The sequence below is a fragment of the Sphingobacterium puteale genome (assembly GCF_003627955.1).
Taxonomy (GTDB): domain Bacteria; phylum Bacteroidota; class Bacteroidia; order Sphingobacteriales; family Sphingobacteriaceae; genus Sphingobacterium; species Sphingobacterium puteale.
Map to the genome: position 1 here is coordinate 1 of NZ_RBWS01000007.1, position 23,695 is coordinate 23,695.

Annotated in this window: 22 protein-coding genes; 13 read left to right on the top strand and 9 right to left on the bottom strand. The window is 39.6% G+C overall.

Translation table 11 applies throughout. From position 1 onward, the window contains the following. Nucleotides 1–140, top strand: a 140-nt coding sequence (locus D7322_RS09255; protein ID WP_147430353.1) for a transposase, incomplete at its 5' end; no start/stop codon positions are given. Nucleotides 141–218: 78 nt separating this feature from the next. Here D7322_RS09255 and D7322_RS09260 read toward each other — a convergent pair. From D7322_RS09260 to D7322_RS09270, 3 genes are all read right to left on the bottom strand, one after another. Further along, nucleotides 219–776, bottom strand: a complete 558-nt coding sequence (locus D7322_RS09260) for an imm11 family protein (protein ID WP_121123517.1) — start codon at nucleotides 774–776, stop codon at nucleotides 219–221. Nucleotides 777–942: 166 nt separating this feature from the next. Next, nucleotides 943–1,743 carry a carboxypeptidase-like regulatory domain-containing protein gene (locus D7322_RS09265; RefSeq protein WP_121123519.1) on the bottom strand — a complete coding sequence of 267 codons (801 nt, stop codon included), beginning with the start codon at nucleotides 1,741–1,743 and terminating at the stop codon, nucleotides 943–945. Nucleotides 1,744–2,317: 574 nt separating this feature from the next. Beyond that, nucleotides 2,318–3,169 (bottom strand): alpha/beta hydrolase, encoded by an 852-nt coding sequence (locus D7322_RS09270; protein WP_121123521.1) that lies wholly within the window; start codon nucleotides 3,167–3,169, stop codon nucleotides 2,318–2,320. Nucleotides 3,170–3,600: 431 nt separating this feature from the next. On the opposite strand from D7322_RS09270, the gene D7322_RS09275 reads away from it, so the two are divergent. The 3 genes from D7322_RS09275 (at nucleotide 3,601) to D7322_RS09285 (ending at nucleotide 7,796) form a co-directional block, all read left to right on the top strand. Continuing rightward, on the top strand, nucleotides 3,601–4,389 hold the full coding sequence (locus D7322_RS09275) for a hypothetical protein (RefSeq protein WP_121123523.1): 789 nt from the start codon (nucleotides 3,601–3,603) through the stop codon (nucleotides 4,387–4,389). A gap of 161 nt (nucleotides 4,390–4,550) precedes the next feature. After that, nucleotides 4,551–6,878: a TonB-dependent receptor gene (locus D7322_RS09280; RefSeq protein WP_121123525.1), complete on the top strand. Its 2,328-nt coding sequence runs from the start codon at nucleotides 4,551–4,553 to the stop codon at nucleotides 6,876–6,878. Nucleotides 6,879–7,010: 132 nt separating this feature from the next. Further along, the gene (locus tag D7322_RS09285; RefSeq protein ID WP_121123527.1) at nucleotides 7,011–7,796 is read left to right on the top strand and encodes a DUF4249 domain-containing protein; all 786 of its coding nucleotides are present in this window, start codon (nucleotides 7,011–7,013) and stop codon (nucleotides 7,794–7,796) included. Between the two features lie 88 nt (nucleotides 7,797–7,884). Here D7322_RS09285 and D7322_RS09290 read toward each other — a convergent pair whose 3' ends face one another. Continuing rightward, complete coding sequence (locus D7322_RS09290; protein ID WP_121123529.1) at nucleotides 7,885–8,610, bottom strand: LytR/AlgR family response regulator transcription factor; 726 nt, start codon at nucleotides 8,608–8,610, stop codon at nucleotides 7,885–7,887. A 4-nt stretch (nucleotides 8,611–8,614) separates the two neighbouring features. Further along, complete coding sequence (locus tag D7322_RS09295) at nucleotides 8,615–9,697, bottom strand: sensor histidine kinase (protein ID WP_121123532.1); 1,083 nt, start codon at nucleotides 9,695–9,697, stop codon at nucleotides 8,615–8,617. Between the two features lie 453 nt (nucleotides 9,698–10,150). Between D7322_RS09295 and D7322_RS09300 the strand changes: the two genes are divergently transcribed. The 7 genes from D7322_RS09300 to D7322_RS09330 all read left to right on the top strand — a co-directional run bounded on the left by D7322_RS09300 (nucleotide 10,151) and on the right by D7322_RS09330 (nucleotide 15,868). Next, nucleotides 10,151–10,723, top strand: a complete 573-nt coding sequence (locus tag D7322_RS09300) for a Crp/Fnr family transcriptional regulator (protein ID WP_121124073.1) — start codon at nucleotides 10,151–10,153, stop codon at nucleotides 10,721–10,723. A gap of 72 nt (nucleotides 10,724–10,795) precedes the next feature. Then, nucleotides 10,796–11,614 (top strand): alpha/beta hydrolase, encoded by an 819-nt coding sequence (locus D7322_RS09305; protein ID WP_121123534.1) that lies wholly within the window; start codon nucleotides 10,796–10,798, stop codon nucleotides 11,612–11,614. Next, nucleotides 11,601–12,464, top strand: coding sequence for an EamA family transporter (locus tag D7322_RS09310; protein WP_121123536.1), 864 nt, complete (start codon nucleotides 11,601–11,603; stop codon nucleotides 12,462–12,464). Before D7322_RS09305 ends, D7322_RS09310 begins: the two co-directional genes overlap by 14 nt. 16 nt (nucleotides 12,465–12,480) lie before the next feature. Beyond that, nucleotides 12,481–12,870 carry a hypothetical protein gene (locus tag D7322_RS09315; RefSeq protein WP_121123538.1) on the top strand — a complete coding sequence of 130 codons (390 nt, stop codon included), beginning with the start codon at nucleotides 12,481–12,483 and terminating at the stop codon, nucleotides 12,868–12,870. A 54-nt stretch (nucleotides 12,871–12,924) separates the two neighbouring features. Next, nucleotides 12,925–14,448 carry a sulfatase-like hydrolase/transferase gene (locus D7322_RS09320; protein WP_121123540.1) on the top strand — a complete coding sequence of 508 codons (1,524 nt, stop codon included), beginning with the start codon at nucleotides 12,925–12,927 and terminating at the stop codon, nucleotides 14,446–14,448. Nucleotides 14,449–14,462: 14 nt separating this feature from the next. Further along, nucleotides 14,463–14,720 (top strand): sulfatase-like hydrolase/transferase, encoded by a 258-nt coding sequence (locus D7322_RS09325; protein WP_245971299.1) that lies wholly within the window; start codon nucleotides 14,463–14,465, stop codon nucleotides 14,718–14,720. Nucleotides 14,721–15,277: 557 nt separating this feature from the next. Next, nucleotides 15,278–15,868, top strand: a complete 591-nt coding sequence (locus D7322_RS09330) for a riboflavin synthase (RefSeq protein WP_121123544.1) — start codon at nucleotides 15,278–15,280, stop codon at nucleotides 15,866–15,868. A gap of 140 nt (nucleotides 15,869–16,008) precedes the next feature. Here D7322_RS09330 and D7322_RS09335 read toward each other — a convergent pair whose 3' ends face one another. Both D7322_RS09335 and D7322_RS09340 read right to left on the bottom strand, forming a co-directional pair. Next, nucleotides 16,009–17,808, bottom strand: coding sequence for a chloride channel protein (locus tag D7322_RS09335; RefSeq protein WP_121123546.1), 1,800 nt, complete (start codon nucleotides 17,806–17,808; stop codon nucleotides 16,009–16,011). 6 nt (nucleotides 17,809–17,814) lie between these two features. Further along, the gene (locus D7322_RS09340) at nucleotides 17,815–18,753 is read right to left on the bottom strand and encodes a hydrogen peroxide-inducible genes activator (protein ID WP_104381078.1); all 939 of its coding nucleotides are present in this window, start codon (nucleotides 18,751–18,753) and stop codon (nucleotides 17,815–17,817) included. A gap of 226 nt (nucleotides 18,754–18,979) precedes the next feature. Between D7322_RS09340 and D7322_RS09345 the strand changes: the two genes are divergently transcribed. After that, nucleotides 18,980–21,142, top strand: coding sequence for a S46 family peptidase (locus D7322_RS09345; protein ID WP_121124075.1), 2,163 nt, complete (start codon nucleotides 18,980–18,982; stop codon nucleotides 21,140–21,142). Between the two features lie 108 nt (nucleotides 21,143–21,250). Here the strand turns inward: D7322_RS09345 and D7322_RS09350 are convergent, their stop codons facing one another. After that, nucleotides 21,251–22,423: a MalY/PatB family protein gene (locus D7322_RS09350; RefSeq protein WP_121123548.1), complete on the bottom strand. Its 1,173-nt coding sequence runs from the start codon at nucleotides 22,421–22,423 to the stop codon at nucleotides 21,251–21,253. 192 nt (nucleotides 22,424–22,615) lie between these two features. Here D7322_RS09350 and D7322_RS09355 point away from each other — a divergent pair, with 192 nt between their 5' ends. Further along, on the top strand, nucleotides 22,616–23,059 hold the full coding sequence (locus D7322_RS09355) for a diacylglycerol kinase family protein (protein WP_245971300.1): 444 nt from the start codon (nucleotides 22,616–22,618) through the stop codon (nucleotides 23,057–23,059). On the opposite strand, the gene D7322_RS09360 is transcribed toward D7322_RS09355, so the two are convergent. Next, nucleotides 23,039–23,506, bottom strand: coding sequence for a hypothetical protein (locus D7322_RS09360; protein WP_121123550.1), 468 nt, complete (start codon nucleotides 23,504–23,506; stop codon nucleotides 23,039–23,041). The genes D7322_RS09355 and D7322_RS09360 overlap by 21 nt on opposite strands. Nucleotides 23,507–23,695: the final 189 nt, after the last annotated feature.

Genomic DNA, 23,695 nt, shown 5'->3' on the forward strand with positions numbered 1-23,695 from the left:
TCCTACACTACTTCGACAACAGAAGTACCAATGCTTCAGCAGAGTCTTTCAATGCAAAGCTCAAAGCTTTCAGGAGTGTCTTTCGTGGCGTAAGGGACACCACATTCTTCCTATATAGAGTAATGAAATTGTATGCTTAAAAAATTGTACCCCCCAAACTTTCGGTATGATCCGGAATGATCCCATAAAATTCCCTACCATCAATTTAAACAACCATTTTATTTTTTGAACCCAACACTATTAATTTTATTGGATTCTACTAAACTTTTAAATAACTCTGATGCCACTATTTTATTATCATAAATTGATCGGGCAATATTATATTCATAACCATACTCTTCTAAAGGAGTTTTATTTAAAACGGATTTAATAAATTTAAAAGAACCATCAACTGGATGTTTTGTGTAAACTGATTTGTCCAGGTCATAGCATTCTACCTTATTAAAAATATTTAAAGCGAAATAATTTTCATTTTTTACACCTTTATAAACGAATGTCGTATTAAATATTTGCACATCGCTTTTAAAATGTTCTTCAATTAGATCTTTGAATCGTTCACTAATTAATAAACCTCCGCCTACAGTTTCCAATACATCCAATTCTATCAAATTTTCATAGGGAATTGTACTATTCTCTGCATCCTCATAGATCAAAGGTGATACTATATCTTCATTAATAAACTTTCCAATTCCAATGTAGGATCCGTTTATTGAGTTTGAAAGACTAAATTGAAGTGGGTAATTAGCCTTACTTTTAATTAAAATAAAAAAATTCATATGTCTTAGCTTTAATGGTGTTTATCCAATTGACATGCAGTAAAACCGGGTCTGTCATATCTAACATTATCACAAATTAGGGCATCATTATTCTTTTGAAAGAACAAGTCTTCTCCTCTTCCCAGTATTTTAATTTTATAGGAAGTTGCATCTTCTTCTTGCCTTTTCATTCCTGTATTCCTTCGGCTTGCACTTTGCTGAACTTGCCGTTGCTTTCTACCTTGTATGTTTCTTTTTCAAGAACAGGCTCCTCGCTCATCCAATTTGAGTTTGTTATCACAATTTTGTCTTTCTCAATTTTACTGTTTTTACTAAACGCAGATTCAGCCACTTCATCGTAAGCAATAACCAGCTTGTCAATTATCTTGTCTTGCTTATCAAAGGTTATCAATGTGGTGAACAGTTCATTTTCGCCAGCTCTGTAAGTAATCACCACTGAACTGAAACTGTCAGAGAAAGGGATTCTGTAGTTGAGCCTGAAGTTTGTAGCATCTTTACGTCTGGGATCGAAATTGATCTTTTTCAGCAAACCATAGTCGGGCATCCCAGATTTCTCAAAATTTTCGAATCTGGTACTATCAATGATAGGAAAATGTCGAACCTTGAGCCCAGTAAGCATATCGGCTGCGGCAGACTTCAACCTAACAACGGTGGTATCATTTTCAATAAAATAGTATCTTATCCGTTCTCCGGCTTGCCTCCTGACAGATGGTATAGTGTCAGGTTTAAATCCTTCTTTTATAAATATCAGGTTACCTAGCCACTCCGGGCTTCTGGCCAGCCTAAAATATCCGGTACTGTCGGTCGTTGCTACCGAACTGTTTTTCCTTTCTTCCTCAAATATGGTTACACCTTGAATCGGCTTTTCGTTTTCATCCAATACTTTTCCCTGATAAAAATTATTGGCCGAATTGCAGGAAATAAGTGTCAGTATCAGAATAGAAAATATGGGGTTCCTTAGGATCATATCAATTTGGTTATTTCCGTGATTAACATATCAAAGTCTTTGCCAAAATTTTAAGATTAAAAGTACTAACTTTAACAATTAAAAATTTTCAGGTTTGCTTGGTTACTACTAATGAGCTGTTATCTTTGTAACATAGTTAACGACTTAACTAAAATAGTTCATTTAGAATCATTTTGTATGATGTCCATCTCTTTAAATAAGAATACAAAATACTGAATATAAGATCACTGCAAAAATATTAATAATCCCAGCGGGATCACATAGGGAAAGTTAATTTACCAACTGGAACTTTACCGCCCCATCAGATAGCGTTGTCAAAAATTAGAAAACAGGTTGATCATGTTATCCGTGACTGGATTGCCGATTTTGGAATATCTGTAATTGAAGTAAGCGGCATTTTATCCAATCGAAGAGATCAGGTAATCGCTAGAATCTCAACATAGTATACGAACTGTTGCTGATCAGCGATTCAATTTTTGCGTGGCTGTTATAAAAGTTTAAGCGCAATTCTTTAAGGCTCACGACTGCAGAGTTATTCCAAAAGATCGTTTTTTTGTTTAGAAAACATCAGTCATCAATTGCCTTTACTCAACAAATTTAGCCCCTTAAAAAATGTAGGGAACTGTGTATCCATATGGTCGAGATTTGAATAGCTATCAAAAATCAGAGTTTCACGACCAATATTTTTATACAAGGTATCAGCGATCTCATCGAGCTTTAAGCCGTTTGGGTCAGCTGAGTTTTCAAGCCCCCCATAAGTGATATAAACTTTTATGGGATTCGAAAAGTTTTTTTTGTACTGCCTGGTTAGGGAGAGTAAGTAATAATCGTTATAATGAAGAGAGGGACTGGCAGCAATAAATTTATTTATTTTGCTAGCTGGAGCGCTTGATCGCTTTAAAAATGAATAGAGGGTAAAATATCCCCCAAGAGAATGTCCGTAAAGTATGACATCTGTGCTATCTACTCGATAAGATCTGGAAATCCGGCCATAAAGTTCCTTCTCAATAAAACTCAAAAAATGCTCAGCACCGCCACTTATACTCATTTCGTATTCCGCTTTTGCAATTGGATACGTGTAGTCGCGTTGCCGCAAAGAATCCATTACGGGGATATCTTTATAGCCAATTCCGACAAGTATTACCTGAGGAGATAAACCTACATTTCCATAATCCCGCAGTGCTTGAGCAAATATGTCAAAATACAGATTTGCATCCAGAAGGAATATGATGGGATATTTGTTTTCCGAAGTATGGTATTCCACGGGCAAACTAACCTTGATTTCGAAATCATCTTTGACATAAACTGAAGTTATCTTAAAGGAATCTATTGTCAATCCTGTAGCGATGGAATCAGTCTTTCGGGATTGGCAACCAATCAATACCAAAAGAAGCGAAATAATTAAGTAAGCGAAACGGGATCTCATATTATGTTTATATTGATTAGTTTAAAATACCTGATCCGTCTGTATATTATAGTATATTTAACATTACTTAACCAAATAACAATCAACAATTTAACAACTTCCATATCTTAAGTTCATTAAATAAAAAATTCAACGGAAGTTCATATAAATCAATCTCCTCATTTAGAAGCATTATTCTCCTGTCGGATCTAGATAATTGCTTTTTAAGGTACATTTTTTTAAGACATCAGCAGTGTATATTTTTTAGGGATTATTACAATAAAATCATGCCCTGCATACAGTACAAAGTAATACTTAGTCAATACGGTACTTATTATGTATTTAAGCCTGCTTTTCCCATGCTTCACCACTGATAAAAAACCCCTGATTTCATGGATACTAAATCCGCATAGGTTATCGTATTTTTGATATACCAGACAAAACATAAACAGATGCACACTTCTTTCACTCTTGTTTTCACATTAATATGTGCTTTCACTTATGCACAAACTAAGCCTATAACCAATAATTTGCCTTACCCCGATTTAATTCCTGTCTTGGTAAACGATAGTCTATATGGCTACTGTGACAGTATTCTTGACATAAAACTGTCCCCTATTTACGAAAGCGCAGAACTATTTGAAGAAGATTTTAATTTCCAGATCTTCCACGTCAACAGACCCGAAATTATCAAGTATGGATCAGCTGAATATGCATGGGTTCGGCGCAACGGCGAGCGGTACCGTATCAACAAGAAGGGCGATCCGGTTTATAAATACGATGCCGCAGACTTCAAAAATGGAGAAACAATTGTGCAGCTTTTTAAAAACTCCGCGGTACATACAATAGATAAGGTAGACGATAAAACGCTATTGCAACAAATAAAAAATGATCAGACCGGTCAGATCGCGTTCCCTGATAATCAGTCCATCGCCGATTTTAAAGAAAAAAATAAGGCATTTATCGACGATGGAATCCGACTAATTTATTATCCTAAATTCACTGAAATACCGTACACTTATTTTTCCAATGAGCAAACGCAACTCCAGGGAATAAAAAATAAGGAAACCGGAGAAATTACGATCAAAGCAAGTTATGCCTCTATTGAAGAATACTACAATAACCGCTTACGCATTCATCAATACCCCTTGTTTGTCGCCTATCGTGGGGATCTCAATAAATACATATATGTGGGACTCAACGGAACCGAATTTGTACTGTATTCAGCTCAAATAGAATAAGCACTAGATTTATAGTTTTCAAAGTTGAATCAGACACGAATTTTTTAGAAAATGCATAAAAAAAAGGCAAAAACAACAGGTTGCTATAATATCTGGCCATGTTGCTATAAAAGAATTTTTTTGCGGTTTACGGACCATTATTTTCGTAAAAAATTCACAATATGCTTAGATCATTATCCTTTTTTTTACTTTCAATTTCACTCGGCAGCAACGCCCTCGCACAAAAGCGCTATACATTATCAGGAACAATTACAGATGTGTCAACTGGTGAAACCCTGATCGGCGCTACGGTCAAACTACGCGAGCTCCCACAGTCCGGAAGCTCAAGCAATTCTTATGGCTTCTATTCCATCGCCGCGCCGGAGGGTAGATATATACTTTCCAGTTCCTATGTCGGATACAATACCCGCATCGACACAATTGAATTAAACAGGGATCAAGCTCTCAATCTTACCTTGCGGTCGCAAACCTTATTGGATGAGGTTGTGATTTCATCCGACAGACCTACCAATAAAAATGTTTCCTCGCCACAAATGGGCGTCGAAAAACTCAATATGAACCAGATCAATCAGCTTCCCGTCGTGTTGGGGGAACGCGATATTCTAAAAAGCATCACACTCATGCCTGGAATTAAAACTTCTGGTGAAGGAAATACAGGTTTTTATGTCCGTGGTGGCGGTGCTGACCAAAATTTAATTTTACTGGATGAAGCAACGGTCTATAATGCCACTCACCTACTCGGTTTTTTCTCCACATTCAATTCAGATGCCATCAAGGATGTCAGCATCTATAAGGGGGGTATGCCAGCCGAATACGGCGGCCGGTTATCTTCGGTGCTCGATGTCAAAATGAATGAGGGTAATAACAAAAAAACTACGGTTCAGGGTGGCATCGGACTAATTGCTTCCCGCATTAAGGTTGAAGGTCCGCTCGTGAAAGGCAAAGGCTCATTTATGTTATCTGCCCGTCGCACCTACATGGATCTTTTTATGAAAGCTTCTTCAGATACCACAATCAGTAAAAGTATCCTATATTTTTATGATATCAACGCAAAAGCGAACTATAGATTCAACGATAAGAATGCCATCTATCTCTCCGGATATTTCGGTAAAGATGTATTGGGACTAGAGGATATTTTCGGAACCAATTGGGGAAATGCGACCGGAACACTTCGGTTCAACCATATCTTCAACAACAAGCTGTTTTCAAATACTTCACTCGTCTATAGTAATTTTAACTATGTTGTCGAAGGCTTGGACCGTAATGATGGATTTAAAGCCACCTCAAAGATTGCTGACATCAATTTTAAGCAGGATTTCCAATATTATGCAAGCGTAGATCATAGCCTAAAATTTGGTTTACATGCAACACGTCATGATATTGCACCGGGAGATATTACGACAACGGCAAGTTCAAGTTTCAACAATAAGCATGTAGAACATCGCTTTGGTTACGAAATGGCAACATATGCCAGTGATGACTGGAAGGTAAATGACAAGTTAAATATGGCATATGGCCTCCGTTTGAGCTCGATATTACTGGTTGGCCCGGGTACATTTAGCAGTTATGACGCCACAGGTAACATCATCGCTTCTCAGCGATATAAATCAGGAGAGGTGGTACAGCATTATCTCAATTTGGAACCGCGTTTTAGCTTAAGTTATCTTCTAAATGAGCAGCAATCCATCAAGGCCTCCTACAATAGGAATACACAAAATATTCATCTCCTGACAAACTCCACTAGCTCTAGTCCGACGGATCTCTACGTCATGAGCAGCAAGAATATCAAACCTGAAATTGCTGATCAGATTTCCACAGGTTATTTCCGAAACTTCAAAGATAATGTATATGAGTTTTCTGCAGAGATCTATTACAAAAATTTACAAAACCAGATCGATTACAAAGACGCGGCACAATTACTCGTCAATCAAGACGTAGAATCCCAGCTGGTGTATGGTGTAGGCAGAGCCTATGGTGTCGAATTATTTTTGAAGAAAAAATATGGCCGTTTCAACGGTTGGGTAGGCTATACCTGGTCCAAAACCGAACGTAAATTTGATGAGATCAACGCAGGAAAATATTTTCCCGCAACGCAGGATCGTACACATGACCTTTCTCTTGTCGGGATCTATAAGCTCAATGAACAGTGGAGCTTCTCCAGTAATTTTGTCTATGGCACCGGTCGGGCTGTTACGTATCCAACAGGAAAATATAATGTCGGCGGTAATACCACCTTCTCCTATTCGGAACGCAATGCATATCGTATGCCCGCATCACATCGTTTGGATATTGCGGCTACCTTTGAAGGAAAACCGGGAAAACATTATCAATCAAGCTGGACCTTTGGAATTTACAATGTTTACGCACACAAGGACCCCTACAGAATCGCATTTAGAGATAGTAAAACAGTCGCTAATGCGACGGAAGCAGTACAAACAAGCATTTTTGGCATACCTATCCCCTCTTTTACCTGGAATTTTAAATTTTAATAAGTATTGCTACAAAGGATGAAATACTCCTATTCAGCACACAACAACACTGATAGACATAAACAGGGTAACTCCCTTATAATTTCTTAAACACAAACCGAGCATAACGAGCTCATAAAATATTTATTACAAATGAAACATACCGTTGTTATCGTCAGTATATTTTTTCTTACAGTCCTAATGTCGTCTTGTGAGAAAGTCATTGATATCCATACCAACGACGAAATAGGTCGATTGGTTATTGAAGGCTTCATCAATAACACCACATCACAGCAAGAAATAAAACTGAGCCGCAATGCTGCCTTCTCCGGCGGCAACAACTATCCCCCTGTGAGCGGTGCAACTGTCATCGTCAGGGATCAGAAACAACAGGAATATACGTTTATGGAAACTGAGTCCGGAACATATAAAGCACAGCAATTTTCAGGAATCCCCGGAGAAACATATACCATGGAAGTACGCATCGATCAGGAAAAATATCAGGCTACTTCGCGAATGCCACAAATCGTTACATTGGATTCTGTCTCGGTCGAAAATCCAAAATTCGGTGATAAGGAGAAGCGTAATATTAAAGTATTTTACAAAGATCCGGCGGATCAACTCAATCAATATAGATTTGTTGTTTTTCTAAACGACAAGCAATTGAAAGATATTTATGCCGTAAACGACGATTTCAACAATGGCAATGCAATCAGTATAACTTTGCGACCGGATGATGTGGACATTTTTCCGGGGGATCGTATCCGGGTGGAAATGCTCTGCATCGATAAAACCATATACAACTACTGGTATAGTCTAATGCAACAATCTGGTAATTCTGGTGTGACACCAAGTAATCCGCCTACAAATATCAGCCCTGTAGCACTGGGCTATTTTAGTGCGCAGACCTTTTCCGCCAGAAGTGTTCAAGTTGATTAATTTTGATGCTAATTCACAGTAAGAGTTTCGTCTTTATAGAGACATCTCTTACTGTGAAACAGTATATGGTTCTTCCCTAGCCGGCTTTTTATCTGTTGATAGTCTGCTTTTTTATACGTTCCAACAGCTCATCTTTAAAACTTGCACCTAATGGCATCTCAAAGCCTGCAATCGTCACCCAGTGATTGTCTACACTCTCTACTTTATTGAGATTGACCACAAAGGATTTATTGATCCGCACAAAATCTGTATTGGGTAGCTGGTTGAAAATGGTTTTTATATTCATCGCCACCATTAGTTTTTTATCTTTTGTGTGAATCATGACATAATCTTTCATAGCTTCAATATATTGGATTTCATTGAGCTCCAAACGAAAAAGCTTACGGTCGGCCTTGACAAAGATATGATCATTGGTTGTAGCAGGGCCTTTATCCGGCACCTTTTGTTGAAAATGGCTTGCCGCTTTATCCAATGCTTTCTTTAAGCGATCCTCAGCAATAGGTTTTAACAAATAATCCAGAGCATTTAGCTCATAGCTTTCCAAAGCATAATTGGGATATGCTGTTGTAAATATAATCTGGATATGAGGTGGAATAAATTGGGCAAAATCCCAGCCGCTTTCTTCCGGCAGATTAATATCCAAAAAAATCAAATCAAGTTGTTGTTCCTCCATCACCATTCGGGCATCCTCGGTATTACCATACATGCCCAGGCATTCCAAAAAATCATAGCCTTTCAGTAATTTTACCAGCCCCCGCCTTGCTAAAGGTTCGTCTTCAATCACAATGTATTTAATACTTAACTTGTCCATCATCTTATTATGCTCCTATTGGAATACTTAAAAACACCTTATATCTATCACCGAAATCTTCAATCTTCAAATTATATTTAGCTGGGTATAGGATTTCTAACCGCTTTTGGATATTACTCAAGCCAAGACCACCATAAGTCGCAGCCTGTATCTTTTTTTTCTTAGCGTTAACACAGCTAAAACAAATATGCTTTTCCTTAAGCGAAAAACCTATCTGAACATGTTGCCCGCCTTCCATCGCCTGATGCGCGCCATGTTTGACGACATTTTCAACAAAAGGAATAAACAAAAAAGGTGGTACCTGCAGTTGCTCCATCTGTTCGTCAATGCTAAAGTCTACTACAAATTTATCCCTACGAATGTCCTCCATAAAAAGGATATTTTTTAAAACAGCGATTTCTTTTCCAAGTTCGATCGAGTCGCCCTTTGATAGATAAAGTTGGTTTCTGAGCACATCACTAAGCTTGAGTAACACTTTGGAAGCCAACTTTGGATTCTCATCAATCAGAAAATTGATATTATTGAGCGTATTAAATAAAAAATGAGGATTAATCTGACTTTTAAGCTGCTCCAACTGAATCGTCAATGTATTGTTCTCAAACTCCTTGAATCGAATTAAGTTGACAATCCACACCTTAAACAGCTTCAAGCTACTGACCGCAGCGATAAAAACCGTCAATAAAATAACAATGATCAAATAATCTTCCCAGTCCAGATAAGACCGGTCCGGCTTTTGGATAAACCGCAGTTCCTGTCGCTCCAAATACATCAACGCTAAAAAAATAAATGTATAAGCGACCAGAAGGCTTCCAGCATAAGCCAAAAAACGACTTCTTAGCACAAAGACAGGGATTAGAATATAATGATTAATGTAAAAAAGACTCAGCAAAATCGTAATGGAAAGCAAAGTTTCGAAAAGACGCCACAGGCTGCTTGTGGGATCTGCTTCTGCTTTTTTACTCGGCAAGAAATGAATGCCCACAATTGCCAGGATCAATAAACAATGTCGAATCCAACGATATTTTTTATCGACAACAAAATCTATAAAAAGACTGTTTTCGTAACCGATGATTACCTGTGAATTTTTCATGTCAACGATCCATCAAAAGATATTTATTCCATGCAATCCGTCGTCCACCTAAACGAATATCACCTCCCATATGCTTTTTTCTATTTTATCCTATTTTCTTTTAGCCAAAGCAACATAAAATCTTTATATCAAAAACAAAGATAAAAAACTGTAAATCTATCGATTACAACGCAAAAAAAAACTTCACAACACACAAAAAGGAGCAACTGATATGACAAGGCTACAACTGCATGCAAGTTTTAAAAATAGCCATAACTCCCAACATTTCAAAATGCGTTTTTCTATGATACCTGACTTAGGTCTCGCCTCCTACACTATTCCATACCTGGGCTGCACAGATAAAAATTTTCTCTTCAGGGCTGTCGTGCAGCAGTACAGCATTTATTTTGTTAACTTTAGCCATTATGGTTGGAAATCAACCAGTCAACACAGACGACATTCAGAGAAATTAAGATGGAAAAGCTGCTATCCGAAATGAACAGATACTTCCCGCTCAGCGAGCAGACGATGGCGGCATTGAGAAAGATCTGTCAGCCTAAAAGCTTTAAGAAAAATGAGCTGATCTTACGCGCTGGCGATTATGCAAAATATTATTACTTCGTAAACACAGGGTTATTAGGCTATTATAAATTAGACACAGCAGGTAATATTATTTACAAATTATTTTTTGAAGAAAATAGCTTTTGTGCATCTACAGTAGCTATCATTGAAGAAAAACCAAGTAATTTCAATATTGTTGCCCTTGAAGATGTGCTGTTGATGCAATATTCAGCAAGAATTTTCCGTGGACTGGTGGTACAACACCATGATTTAGCACTCTTCCAAATCGCCTATCTGGAAAAAAACTGGGTAGTAAAAAAAGAGCCACTTGAAATCACTCTGAAATGGGAATCTGCTAAAGAACGTTACCTTGAGCTCTACAACAATCAATCTCTCTTTAAACGCCTCAAACAACACCATATCGCTTCATACCTTGGTGTGACCCCTACCCAGCTAAGTCGTATTCGTAAAGAATTAAAACAATAATTCCATCAACATTTGTACATGTTTTTAAACAATATCCTTGAGAATTTTGCAGTATAAATAAATTCTTAAGCAATGAAAATAGGAATCACCTTTCTCTTGTTGGCACTCTACTGCTCCGTTAGTGCCCAACACAACATCCATCGGAAAGTCTACAGTACCAAAATGCATAAAAATGTAGATGTGATCATCGTAACGCCTGATATCCAAAAAGATGTACGTTATAAAACCGTGTATATCTTACATGGTTACAGTGGCAATCCCATGAGAACAATTGAACAGGATATTCCTGATTTATCTCAAAAAGCAATTGAATTCCAAACGATTTATATTATCCCGGATGGAAATTATAACTCATGGTATGTAGATAGTCCCTTGAATGCACAGCTGCAGTACAGTACCTTTATCGGAGATGAGCTAATCCGTTATATCGATCTGCACTTTCCCACACAGGAAAATAGAAATGCAAGAGGCTTACTCGGTTGGAGCATGGGGGGATTTGGTGCTTTACATATCGGTGTTGCTTATCCTAAAGTCTTTTCCATCATCGGTAGCTCCTGTGGCGCCATTGATTTTAACCACTTTGGCAAAGGATATCAAGATTACCAAGTTGACAAGGTACTCGGCGAGTTAGAAGAGCTATCCCCAAGTTTCCGAATCTATAACAATGTGGATAAAATGATCCATAATGAGCAGCGATATATACTGGATTGCGGCACTGAAGATATCCAAATGCTGGAAATGAACCGATCCTTGCACCAACAGCTAACAGACAAAAATATAGAGCATCTGTACATAGAGTCTCCCGGGGCACACGATTCCGCTTATTGGCACAAATCGCTAGTCAATCAATTGGTCCTGTTTCAAAATTATTTTGGCCATGAAGGATTATAAATCTATTCTTTACGTCGCCGCGGGGGCCTGCAGCTACGGTTTGCTCGCTACACTCGTCAAATATGCCAATAAGCTAGGGATTCATACTAGCGTATTGACTTTTTTGCAATTCTTGATAGGATTCCTGTTTTTGCTGGGATTCAATTATTTTTCAAAATCAAAAATACAGGAACAGGCAAACCTGACCGTAAAATTAAAACTAACTGCCTGGGGAATGTCTCTCGGATTGACATCAACACTGTATTACCTTGCCATACAATATATACCTGTATCTGTGGGAATTATCCTACTCATGCAATCCATTTGGATAAGCTTAATAGTTGAAGCGCTAATCAGAAAAAAAATGCCTTCAAAAGCAAAAATAATAGGTGTTATCACCGTCTTATTGGGAACCGCTCTTTCAACCGATATCTTCTCAGAAACAAAGGCCTTGGACACAAGAGGCCTCTTACTCGGCTTTGGGGCCGGCGTCAGTTATGCCGTTGCCATTTTTTCATCCAGCAATATCGCCAATCAGCTACCAAGTCCTGTCCGAAGCCTGTTTTTGGTACTCGGTGGGCTCCTCCTGATCATTATTTTCTGGAATATACAAATTGTTCAGCAGATGACGCTGAAAGCCTTACCTTGGGGACTGATCATCGCCTTGTTTGGTACAGTTCTTCCCCCCCTATTCTTTACGCGGGGTATTCCCAGGACCGGTATCGCTTTGGGAAATATCATTTCCAGCCTGGAGATTCCCATATCTACCATCTCCGCGGTCTTATTACTGCACGAAACCGTCTCAGGGATTCAGTGGGTCGGCATAGTGCTTATCCTACTTGCTGTCACTGTTATCAATCTCCGAAAATAATGGCAAAGGATGCTCCATGTTGTTTTTCAAGATAAGCACATGGAGGATCTTTTTCAGTGCTGAAGCACGTTTTATTCGCGCCTGTCAGTACTTCTACCTATCACAGTACTGCGGGGACGTCCCTCTGGTGATCAAAACATTGACACCTGACGAAGCCGATCTTGTCTCAAAAAGTAAAAAACAGGATTTGGTCGAATGTGAACTGCAAGATACTGTAAATGATTTCTTAAATGGTGATTTCTACGGCTCACCATATCCTGTGGCCAAAAATATCCGCGTAAAGTCCGGCGGAATCAGAGACAGCTTTAGCCGCAGGTATGTAACAAGAAAATCCTTTAGAGCCGGTCAGGACAGCCATTGGCCGATTCCGCAAAATGAAATTGATATCAATCCAAATTTAAAATAGTATATTGGGATCTGTCGTTTTAATGATGGATTCTTATCAACGTATTTGTACAATATGAAAAAGACCTTATTTCTTACCATTCTTCTTTCCTCAAGTCTGGCGATAACCCTGCCCACGACCTCACTGGCCCAAAAAATAAGTAAACCGAACGTCATCTATATTTACGCCGATGATCTTGGTTTCGGTGATTTGAGCAGCTATGGCGCCAAACAGATTGAAACACCTCACTTGGATAAATTGGCGCAAAACGGCACACGCTTTACCAATGCACATAGTACCTCTGCAACCTGTACTCCCTCCCGTTTTGCGTTGATGACAGGGACCTATCCCTGGCGCCAGGATGGAACCGGGATTCTGCCCGGTGACGCCAAACTGATTGTCCCGACAGACAAAATTACACTGCCCAAAGTCTTTAAAAATGCAGGTTATGCTACAGCAATTGTCGGTAAATGGCATATGGGACTTGGTAACGAAGTCAAAAAAGATTGGAATGCAGCCATCAAACCTGGCCCTAACGATGTCGGGTTTGATTATTCTTTTATCTTTCCCGCAACAGCAGATCGAGTTCCGACCGTATTCTTAGAAAATGATCAGGTTGTTGCGACCGAAGCAAACGACCCTATCCTGGTCGATTATGAGAGAAAAATAGGCAATGATCCAACGGGAAAAGAACATCCAGAATTACTCAAAATGCAATCTTCCCCCGGTCAAGGCCACAACCAGACAATTGTCAATGGCATCGGACGAATTGGTTACATGAGCGGCGGTACGCGTGCTCGCTGGGTAGACGAAGAAGTTTCCACAACCTTTCTACATAAAGCACAGGACTTTATTGCACAACATCAGAATAAACCTTTTTTTCTTTACTTCTGTTTGACAGAGCCCCATGTACCCCGTATGCCAGCCACACAGTTTAGAGGCAAAAGCAAGCTCGGTTACCGCGGTGATGCCATTCTCCAATTGGATTGGACGGTCGGACAGATCCACCAGCAGTTACAGCTACTGGGAATGGACAAAAACACCATTATTATCTTCAGCAGCGACAATGGTCCTGTACTAGATGATGGCTATGTGGACGGTGCAGTGGCTCAACTCAATGGACATCAGCCCGCAGGACCGCTCAGAGGTGGTAAATATAGCATCTTTGAAGGCGGAACACGCGTACCGTTTATCGTCAGTGGGCAAGGGATTGCCAAAGGCAAAGTGTCCAATGCACTGATCAGTCAGATGGATCTGTTGGCAACAAGTGCACAACTTGTAGGCGTAAGATTAAAAGCCGACGAAGCAAAAGACAGCAAGGCTTTATTAAAAACCTTAACCGGTGAAAACCCCAAAGGGCGCAGCACCATGGTTCAGCATGCCCAAACCCTTGCCATTGTCAAGGACGACTGGAAATATATCGCGCCAAGTAAAGGTATCCCCTATATGAAATTGACGGATACCGAAACCGGAAATCTCCCCGAAGATCAATTGTATGACCTTAAAAATGATATTGGAGAGAAAAACAATGTTGCAGCTAAATATCCCGAAAAAGTGACCGAGTTAAAACAGTTATTGGAAGAAGAGCAAAAAAAATGAAAAGCAGATAGGTTTTGCTATTTTCCTATTACCCAAGAGCCACCTATGCTGGTATGATTACTTACTTGGATGATCAGGTAGGCCTGATCATGAAACGTATCCAATCGTTGGGTCTAGTTGATACCATTATCCTATTCTCCAGTGACAATGGCCCAGGTTTCAATGGCGGTAGCATTTTGGAAGGCCCGGAAACCGAAGAAATCTGCAAAGCACTGGATACTACGCCTTCAAAAATCTACTATGCCCGTTCTAAGGCACTACAGGCCTTATAAGAACGTTTCAAATCTAAGAATTTTGAATATCTGCTCCTGATTTCAATGTCTATTTTATATACCCTCAATAACTAAGCAGATCGCTTATCTATTGAATCCACTACCATTAAGATAAAAATACACTAAAAGAAGACAAGCACTTGTAAAACAATGATTTACTTTAAAATAAAAAAGCTTAGCATCCGGTCGGGCGACCTGCTAAGCTTTTATAAATACCTCTTTGTAAGAGGCAATCAACCTAAACCTATCACAAAGATAGTGCTTCCAATGATATAAACAAAAATTTTGTAATATTTTTTTTCAACTCCCATAAATTTGTTTTGGCATAGCTATGACAAAAGGAATAGTAAGTGTACATTATACACACAATCTTTTTACTATTTCTAATAAGCCCTTATTTATCATACCCTATTAATGCCGTTTCTATTACAGTATTTATCTTGGTCATGAATTATGTTTACAATAGATTATTCTGTCATTCATGCGTCTATTTTGTTCACAAAAACAATGTTTCCTTTGATTATTTAGTAACTTTGATTCAATCAAAATTTTATTACATGTTTACCGGAATCATAGAAACCTTAGGAAAAATCGAACATATTGAACATGAAAAAAGCAACATCCACTTTTATGTCAGCTCCTCGATCTCCAATGAACTTAAAATTGATCAGAGTGTAAGCCATAACGGTGTATGTCTAACGGTTGTCGGATTGGATGATCAGGTACACAAGGTAACAGCGATAGATGAAACCTTACAAAAAACCAATCTGGCACAGTTGAAAATCGGAGATCTGGTTAACATTGAACGATGTACTTTAGCTGGCGGAAGATTTGACGGACATATCGTCCAGGGGCACGTCGATCAGACCGCCACCTGTATCAAGAAGACAGATGAAAACGGTAGTTTTATTTTTACTTTTCAATACGATCCCAACAAGCTGAATATCACGGTAGAGAAAGGATCCATCACCGTTAATGGTATCAGTTTGACTGTGGTCGATTCCCATGATGACCGATTTTCCGTGGCGATCATTCCGTACACCCTCGAACACACCAATCTTCAACGAGTCGAAGTAGGCTCGACAGTAAATATCGAATTTGATATTATTGGAAAATACGTCACAAAAATTATGGCGATGCGCGGCTAATTCAGCCCGAGCAATACTTACATGGATTAATATCAAATAATGCATATGTCCATGTAATTGTCTGATAAGTGTCAAGATAATTGAGAAGAACAGTAAAAAATTTGCTAGCGCCCTTATTTATGAGCAGTCCAAATAGGGTTTTACTCCAGATAATGTCCCTGACGGATAAGAAGTGCACGATATTTATTAAAGACGCTGGATTTGGATACAAAGCCCATATATTTGTTTTCATCCCCAAGCACAGGTAATATCCATGTGTCGTCCTTGTTCATCTTAGCCATGACTATTTCCATATTCTCATTGATCCCAACGGTATCATTTGGCTTCTGTGCCAATTTTTCAAATGGGGTATCCCCCCCTTCTACCTCTCCTAGCAGAACCGAAAAAAGAAACTCACTATAGAGAAGCCCAATAAATTTACCTTCATGGCTCACCACGGGGAAAATATTGCGTTTGCTATGGATGATATCTGTCTGTCGGCTTTTGGGTGTTTCATCGGGTCGCAAAATGACAAAATTAGTTTCCAGAACATATTTAATCCGCATCATACTCAGTACAGAGCGGTCCTTGTCTTCGTACGAAATTAAGTCACCCGACTCAGCCAATACTTTCGTATAGATCGAATGTTTCAATACAGCGCGGTTAATCAGATAGGAAATTGAACAGACCAGCATCAAGGGTACCATCAGCGTATAGCCGCCGGTCACTTCTGCGATCAGGAAGATACCCGTTAACGGTGCATGCATAATACCGCTCAGCGCACCCGCCATACCAGCAACCACAAAATTCGGCACATTTAATTCCGCTATTCCGGTCAGATTTATACCGTAGGAAAAGGCAAATCCCAATAGCCCGCCCATCACCAGACTCGGCCCGAACACTCCCCCGTTCCCACCTCCATTCAACGTAAACAATGCAGCAAAAGATTTTCCAAATAAAGTCAGAACTGTATAGCCCAGCACCACCATGCCCATGTCTTTATAATCAGAAAACAAACTGTTTTTTACAATCGAGTTAAATTGTCCATTGAGAATCTGCTGGATTGTAATATAGCCTTCACCATAAAGAGCCGGAAAGACAAAAATCATAAGTCCCAGGGATATACCGCTTACCCAAACTTTGTTGTATGGGTTTTTTATTCTTGAAAACCATTTTCCTACCGTACTGGAGACACGGGCAAAATAGATTGTATACAAGCCAATCAATACCGCCAATAACAAATAAAATAGCAACGCTGAGATCTGCCAGTCCGAATTGAATGTACTGAATAAAGGTTCACTGTACAGAAGCCGCGATACGACCGAAGCAAGCGCCGAAGAAATCAAAAGTGGAATAAAAACTGGAATGGAGAATTCGGGAAGCAATATTTCTATCGCAAAGATCATTCCCGCCAAGGGACTGTTAAATGCGCCCGAAATTCCCGCCGCCGCCCCACAGGCCAAAAGCATGGTAACCTCCTTGTATTGCAGGCCAAAAAAGCGGGCAATATTGGAACCAATTGACGAACCGCCTAAAGCAACCGGAGCTTCCAATCCACAAGATCCTCCAAAACCTACCGTAATTGCTGAAGTGACAACCTGTGAATAGATATTGCTTGGATCCAATCGGCTACCCTTGCGGCTGATGGCATAGATAATGGGTGTAATTCCATGTTCCATCTTCTTACCCTTCAAAAATTTCCGGACAAAAAACACGCTCAGTAATATCCCAATTAATGGGAAAATCAAATAAACGGAATACTTAACCTTCCAGTCAATATCATCCTGAATTGTCGCCGCAATAAAATGCGTTAGTCTTTTTAAAACAGACGCCATCAGCCCACCAACAATACCAACTAAAAAGGCTAAGAGAATAATAAAGTTTCTGTTCGAAACTTTTCTCATCCGCCATTGATTGATCTGATCTATCTTCTTAAAAAAACGTACACTGAGATTTGCCATGTCTTCTTATTGAAAGCTCAACACTTCCTTTTTCTTTTTTGTTTTGAATTTATCGGGTACCACTGCTAATATTTCTTTTTCCAATGCCTGGATTGCATGTCGTTTAACATAATTCTGAGTCGTAACCAAAGATATTTCCCGCACAGGCTCCGGTGATTTGAAATACCGGATCTTATCCAGCTGCTCGTCCACGTAATCCGAGATTGATAGCTCAGGCAATATTGTTATACCATCATTGATATCCACCATTCTTTTGAGGGTTTCAACGCTGCCGGTATTATATTCAAAACGTCCGGAGAGATCCTGATTATGTTTATGATGACAGATATTCAGCACCTGCCCACGCATACAATGTCCTTCATTGAGCAACCAGAGCTTGTCATCAGCAATATCATCACCACTTAACACTTTTTTTGAAAACAAGGGACTATTTTCAGAGATATAAGCGACAAAATTTTCATAAAATAAAGGTGATTCCAATATGCCCGGATCATTTAACGGTGTCGAAAGTACACCACAATCCAAAAGACCAACTTTCAGTTCATGAACTATACGTTCGGTCGTATATTCCCAGATCTGCAATTGTAGCTTAGGATACTTTTCCATAAAAGTTGTCAGTACTTTGGGCAGCAGATATGGCGCAATTGTCGGAATAACCCCAACTTTTAACGTTCCCTCGATCTCGCCCTTTTTATCTTGTACAATCTCATTGATCTTCCGGCTCTCGGTCAAGACCAATCTAGCCTGGAGAATAATTTTCTCTCCAATTTCAGTAGGCACGACAGGCTGGCGGCTCCGGTCAAAGATTTTGGCTCCCAACGATTCCTCCAGTTTCTGGATCTGCATACTTAATGTCGGTTGTGTCACAAAACACTTTTCAGCTGCAGCGACAAAACTACGATAAGTATCAACAGCAATGATATATTCCAATTGGATTAAGGTCATGTTAAAATCTTTAAAGCGCAAAATTACGAATACTCCTGTAAAACGATGGCAAATACACAATTATTTAAGGCTTGACCATTGCCCGCGCTATCATATAATACAATAAATACCTTGCCAAAAAGCTGTAATTGTTCTGCAATTATGACAATAGTTGACAGAAAAGTCGAATCATCAAAAAGCTTTTCTTAATTTTGGAGATTTACAACAGTTGACATTTAAGAATCCTATGAAGTTTAAACATCATACTACAATTGCATTGGCACTATTGTTATCCGCTACAAATGTCCCACTTGGTAAAGCAAATCCAGACGAAGGGATGTATCCGTTGAGTGACCTGAATAGAGCCGGATTAAAAAAAGCCGGACTAAAGATCAATGAAAAGGACATTTACAATCCCGGTCAAGTTGGACTGGTGGACGCTTTGGTTCAGGTCAGCGGATGTACTGGATCTTTCGTTTCCAATCGCGGCTTGATCATTACCAATCATCACTGTGCGTTTTCAGCCGTTCAATTGGCCAGTACTGCCATCAACAATTATCTTAAAAATGGTTTTGTGGCACAAAATCAGGAACAGGAGATTGAAGCAAAAGGATTAAAAATAAGAATTACAGATTCGTACGAAGATGTATCGGCTAAAATATTAAATGCTGTAGCTAATATCAGTGATCCGGTCGAACGCATTAATACGATCAAAAGAAAACAAGAAGAACTTGTTAGACAGGCCGAAAAAGAAGATCCAACGATCAAAGCCGAAGTCTCCGAAATGTTCATCGGCAAGAGTTACGTACTGTTTCGCTACAAAACGATCGAAGATGTTCGTTTGGTGTATATTCCACGTCAAAATATTGGTGAGTTTGGAGGTGAAACCGACAATTGGGTATGGCCACGCCATACAGGCGACTATTCATTCCTTCGAGCCTACGTTGGTAAAGATGGAAAATCGGCGTCCTTTTCGAAAGATAATGTGCCTTACCAGCCAAAAAAACACCTGAAAGTCAATCCAAATGGCGTGAAAGAAAATGATTTCACCTTTATCTTGGGTTATCCGGGGAAAACATTCCGACACCGTCCCGCACAATATATTAAGTACCAACAAGAATATTTGCTGCCTTATGTTTCCGATCTTTACGATTTCCAGAATAAGCAGATGGAAGAAGCGGGTAAAGATAATACAGATATCGCGCTCTCTTTAGCAACGCGCATCAAACGCAACGCCAATGTACTCAAAAATTACCGCGGGAAGCTCAAAGGATTGCGCGGCATTGATCTTCTTTCAACAAAAAAACAAGAAGATGAAGCACTTGCCGCCTTTATTTTAAGCAAACCCGAACTTAAAGATAAGTATGGCAATCTGTTAAACGATATCGCTGCCTACTACAGGCTCAGTGATCAAGATGCCCTAAAAGAGCTTTGGATCAACAATATTTATAACAGTACCAGCTTACTGAAAGTTGCCCGCGATCTCAATACCTTAAAAGTAGCAATGGGTAAAGAGCGCTCTTCACATGCCGCAAAACAGTTATTCGACTATAATGTCGAACAGCTTAAAAAAAGTATTCGAGAAACTTACGAAAGCTACAACAAACAGGCTGACCAACGTATTTTTGGGAAAATGCTCGCCGACGCTGCTGCTTTCCGGGATAAAAATCAGATTATGGCAGTTCAAAAGCTTCAATTGGACACCGAATCGGCCAATAACTATGCGACGCAAATCATCAATGGTAGTAAATTAACTGATCAAAACTATATTTTAAATACAGTTTTGGCCAATGCAAGCGCCTTACAACAATTTGATGACAAGCTATTGAATTTTCAAAACGAACTGGACAGTGATATTGTCATCTTCGCTGCCGAACAGAAAAGACGTGAAGGGGTTTTGAATAAACTGATGGGTGACTATGTCGCTGTAAAGGAAATCTTTCAGGCCAAAAACTTCGTTCCGGATGCCAATTCCACCCTGCGTTTGACCTATGGGCACATCAAGGGATATGCTCCTGCAGATGCCACCTATATGAAGCCTTTCACGACCATTGAAGGAATTATTCAAAAAGGAAACCTCGGTCTGCCCGAATTTGACTATCCGCAGGAAATCAAGACTGCTTATCTCAATAAAAACTTCGGTCCATACCTCAAGAAAGACTTGGGATCGGTTCCTGTCAATATACTGTATGATATGGATACAACGGGCGGTAACTCCGGCTCCCCCATCATGAACGCAAATGGTGAGTTGATAGGTGTAAACTTTGACCGTGCTTACGATGCCACAATAAACGATTTTGCTTGGAATGAACGCTATAGCCGATCTATTGGTGTGGATATCCGTTATGTGCTCTGGGTCGCTGACAAAATTGATAATGCAAATTTTATCTTAAAGGAAATGGGTATATAACCATAACCACACACTGCGAAGGCCCCCCTGCAATAAAAAAGCATCTGAATCAAATTGTTCAGGTGCTTTTTTACAATCAGGATATACCAAATTAAGTTCAATGGCACGTTATTCTCCTGCCAGATTCAGCAGTACCCGTTTCAATCTGTTTAATCCTTCCAGTAAAATGGGTCTGGCACAGGCAATATTCAGACGGATAAAAAAATCACTGCCTTTACCGTACATGGCACCAACATTTACCTGTAAGTGAGCATCCTCCAGTAACATCTGTCCCAGCTTTCGGCTAGGGATTTTCAAAGCCGAACAGTCTATCCAGACCAAATAAGTACCCTCCAACGGAACAACTTTCAACGCCGGCAGATGCTCAGCCACAAAATTTTTCAAATAACGATAGTTATGATGGATATAGACCAGCGCTTGCTGCAACCAGTCCTCGCCATGTTGATAAGCAGCAATTAGCCCCGTGATCGCGAACGGACTTATGCTCGCAATCTCATTGACCAGAAAGGCATGCTGCACCTTCTTGTTCAGCAGCGGATCTGCTACAATGACAGTGGCAACTTGTAACCCTGCCAGATTAAAGGTTTTACTTGGCGCAATGCAGGTTATTGTATTCGCAAGAAAGTCCGAATTGATCGTTCCGAAAGGAATATGCTGATTTCCTTCAAAAACCAGGTCGCAATGGATTTCATCCGAGACAACAAGAACATCATGCTTTAGGCAGATTTCACCAAGGCGTTCAAGCTCCCCCTTGGTCCACACCCTACCCGCCGGATTGTGTGGACTGCAGAGGATAAAAAGTTTTACCTTTGGATCGCTCGCTTTAACTTCGAAGTCTTCGAAGTCTATCGTATATTGTCCATCTAGGTACCGGAGGTCATTAGAAACTACCTCACAGCCATTGCGTTCGATGGATGAAAAAAAACAGTGATACACGGGTTCCTGGATGAGCACTTTGTCTCCAGTTTCGGTCAATGCGGCAACAATTGCCGACAGGGCCGGCACAACACCCAAAACCGGAAGTATCCATTCGCGCTGCAATGGAAAACCATGTTTACGTTTAGACCAGTCTGATACCGCTTCATAAAAAGCATCCGGAACTTTCGCATAGCCATAAACGCCATGTTGGACACGTTCCGTCAGCGCCTCTATAACCTGCCTTGAAACAGAAAAATCCATATCAGCAACCCAAAGCGGGATTAAATCAACATAGTCCAGCTGGTTCCATTTTACGGAATCGGTGCCCCTACGGTCGATTATTTCATCAAAATTGTAGATCATAAGGCAATTTACTCAAAAATAAAACGTATTGCTAATAAAATCATTGGGAAAAATTGCTTACCAAAATGATTCAAATCCAGCTCAAAACACAATGGATATCCCTCGGCAAAACAATTACAGATCGGTAAAGTGAGCTATTAGCAAAAGTTACGCAAATTAGACCAACTTCAGCAGCAAACATAAATTAAGACAGTGCAAAACAAAGGGAAAGATTATATTTACATAAAATTTAAGAACGATATGGCCAGGGGCAATTTTTCATGGAAAGATAGAATCCGAAGTTTTAGTCACGCCCTCAACGGATTAAAAATTGTTGGGCAAGAAGAACATAATTTCAGGATACACCTCGTTGTAGCAATTTTAGTAATTATACTTTCCTGTCTGCTCCGAATCAGCCGTTATGAATGGCTGGCCATTATTCTTTCCATCGGTTTTGTTCTCGTTTGTGAATTGCTTAATACCACCATCGAACACCTCGCTGATTTTATCTGCCGGGAAAAAAATCCCAGCATCAAAAAAATCAAGGACATTGCCGCGGCAGCAGTTCTGCTAAGCAGTCTAATGGCCTTGCTGATCGGACTGATCATATTCACCCCAAAGCTCCTGTCAATGAACTCATTGTCCCAGCTTTTCTAAAACAAATTTCTGATCATATACCAATTTGTCCGGAGCAACAAATGACATCTTACCGCCTTTATCTTCCATTGCACCATATCCTTCAACGACGCGGTTTTTACCAAATTTGAAAGCTACCTGACGGATGGATTGCTGTCCCTCGGAGGAAAAGGTATAGTCCGCCAATAAAATGCTGTCTTTAAGAACACCATCTATATGCCCTATATTTCGATCTTTCTCTTTCCAGATATAATTGAGATCGCCATGTACCTTATCGCCATCAATAGCGATTGTTAACGAAATTGTATCTCCGTTTTTGAGGTATTGATAAGTCCCATTTTCAGCAACTACTGCTGTAGCACTTGTGATATCTGACCCCATTTGTACAGGGTCACTTTGCTTTTTTCCGGTTTGCTGACAGGCAGCGGCAAAAACCAGTAATGACAATCCAAAATTGATTATTTTCATGTGAATAATTTCTTTTAAAATATGCAGCTAAAGCTGATGAATACGCGTTGGGGAAAGTCTGTTCACACCCTGATCGATACTGCCGAACAGCTTATATCCTCTACCTTCGTTTATTGATATAAATAGCAATCAAAACAGTATATTGTTTTAAATAACTAACATTTAATATTTTGGAATTAAGAAAACAAA

Bases quoted from the DNA above. Each gene is read 5' to 3' on its own strand.
- D7322_RS09260 (WP_121123517.1), bottom strand. From the start codon at position 776: ATGAATTTTTTTATTTTAATTAAAAGTAAGGCTAATTACCCACTTCAA.
- D7322_RS09265 (WP_121123519.1), bottom strand. From the start codon at position 1,743: ATGATCCTAAGGAACCCCATATTTTCTATTCTGATACTGACACTTATT.
- D7322_RS09270 (WP_121123521.1), bottom strand. From the start codon at position 3,169: ATGAGATCCCGTTTCGCTTACTTAATTATTTCGCTTCTTTTGGTATTG.
- D7322_RS09275 (WP_121123523.1), top strand. From the start codon at position 3,601: ATGCACACTTCTTTCACTCTTGTTTTCACATTAATATGTGCTTTCACT.
- D7322_RS09280 (WP_121123525.1), top strand. From the start codon at position 4,551: ATGCTTAGATCATTATCCTTTTTTTTACTTTCAATTTCACTCGGCAGC.
- D7322_RS09285 (WP_121123527.1), top strand. From the start codon at position 7,011: ATGAAACATACCGTTGTTATCGTCAGTATATTTTTTCTTACAGTCCTA.
- D7322_RS09290 (WP_121123529.1), bottom strand. From the start codon at position 8,610: ATGATGGACAAGTTAAGTATTAAATACATTGTGATTGAAGACGAACCT.
- D7322_RS09295 (WP_121123532.1), bottom strand. From the start codon at position 9,697: ATGAAAAATTCACAGGTAATCATCGGTTACGAAAACAGTCTTTTTATA.
- D7322_RS09300 (WP_121124073.1), top strand. From the start codon at position 10,151: ATGGAAAAGCTGCTATCCGAAATGAACAGATACTTCCCGCTCAGCGAG.
- D7322_RS09305 (WP_121123534.1), top strand. From the start codon at position 10,796: ATGAAAATAGGAATCACCTTTCTCTTGTTGGCACTCTACTGCTCCGTT.
- D7322_RS09310 (WP_121123536.1), top strand. From the start codon at position 11,601: ATGAAGGATTATAAATCTATTCTTTACGTCGCCGCGGGGGCCTGCAGC.
- D7322_RS09315 (WP_121123538.1), top strand. From the start codon at position 12,481: ATGTTGTTTTTCAAGATAAGCACATGGAGGATCTTTTTCAGTGCTGAA.
- D7322_RS09320 (WP_121123540.1), top strand. From the start codon at position 12,925: ATGAAAAAGACCTTATTTCTTACCATTCTTCTTTCCTCAAGTCTGGCG.
- D7322_RS09330 (WP_121123544.1), top strand. From the start codon at position 15,278: ATGTTTACCGGAATCATAGAAACCTTAGGAAAAATCGAACATATTGAA.
- D7322_RS09335 (WP_121123546.1), bottom strand. From the start codon at position 17,808: ATGGCAAATCTCAGTGTACGTTTTTTTAAGAAGATAGATCAGATCAAT.
- D7322_RS09340 (WP_104381078.1), bottom strand. From the start codon at position 18,753: ATGACCTTAATCCAATTGGAATATATCATTGCTGTTGATACTTATCGT.
- D7322_RS09345 (WP_121124075.1), top strand. From the start codon at position 18,980: ATGAAGTTTAAACATCATACTACAATTGCATTGGCACTATTGTTATCC.
- D7322_RS09350 (WP_121123548.1), bottom strand. From the start codon at position 22,423: ATGATCTACAATTTTGATGAAATAATCGACCGTAGGGGCACCGATTCC.
- D7322_RS09360 (WP_121123550.1), bottom strand. From the start codon at position 23,506: ATGAAAATAATCAATTTTGGATTGTCATTACTGGTTTTTGCCGCTGCC.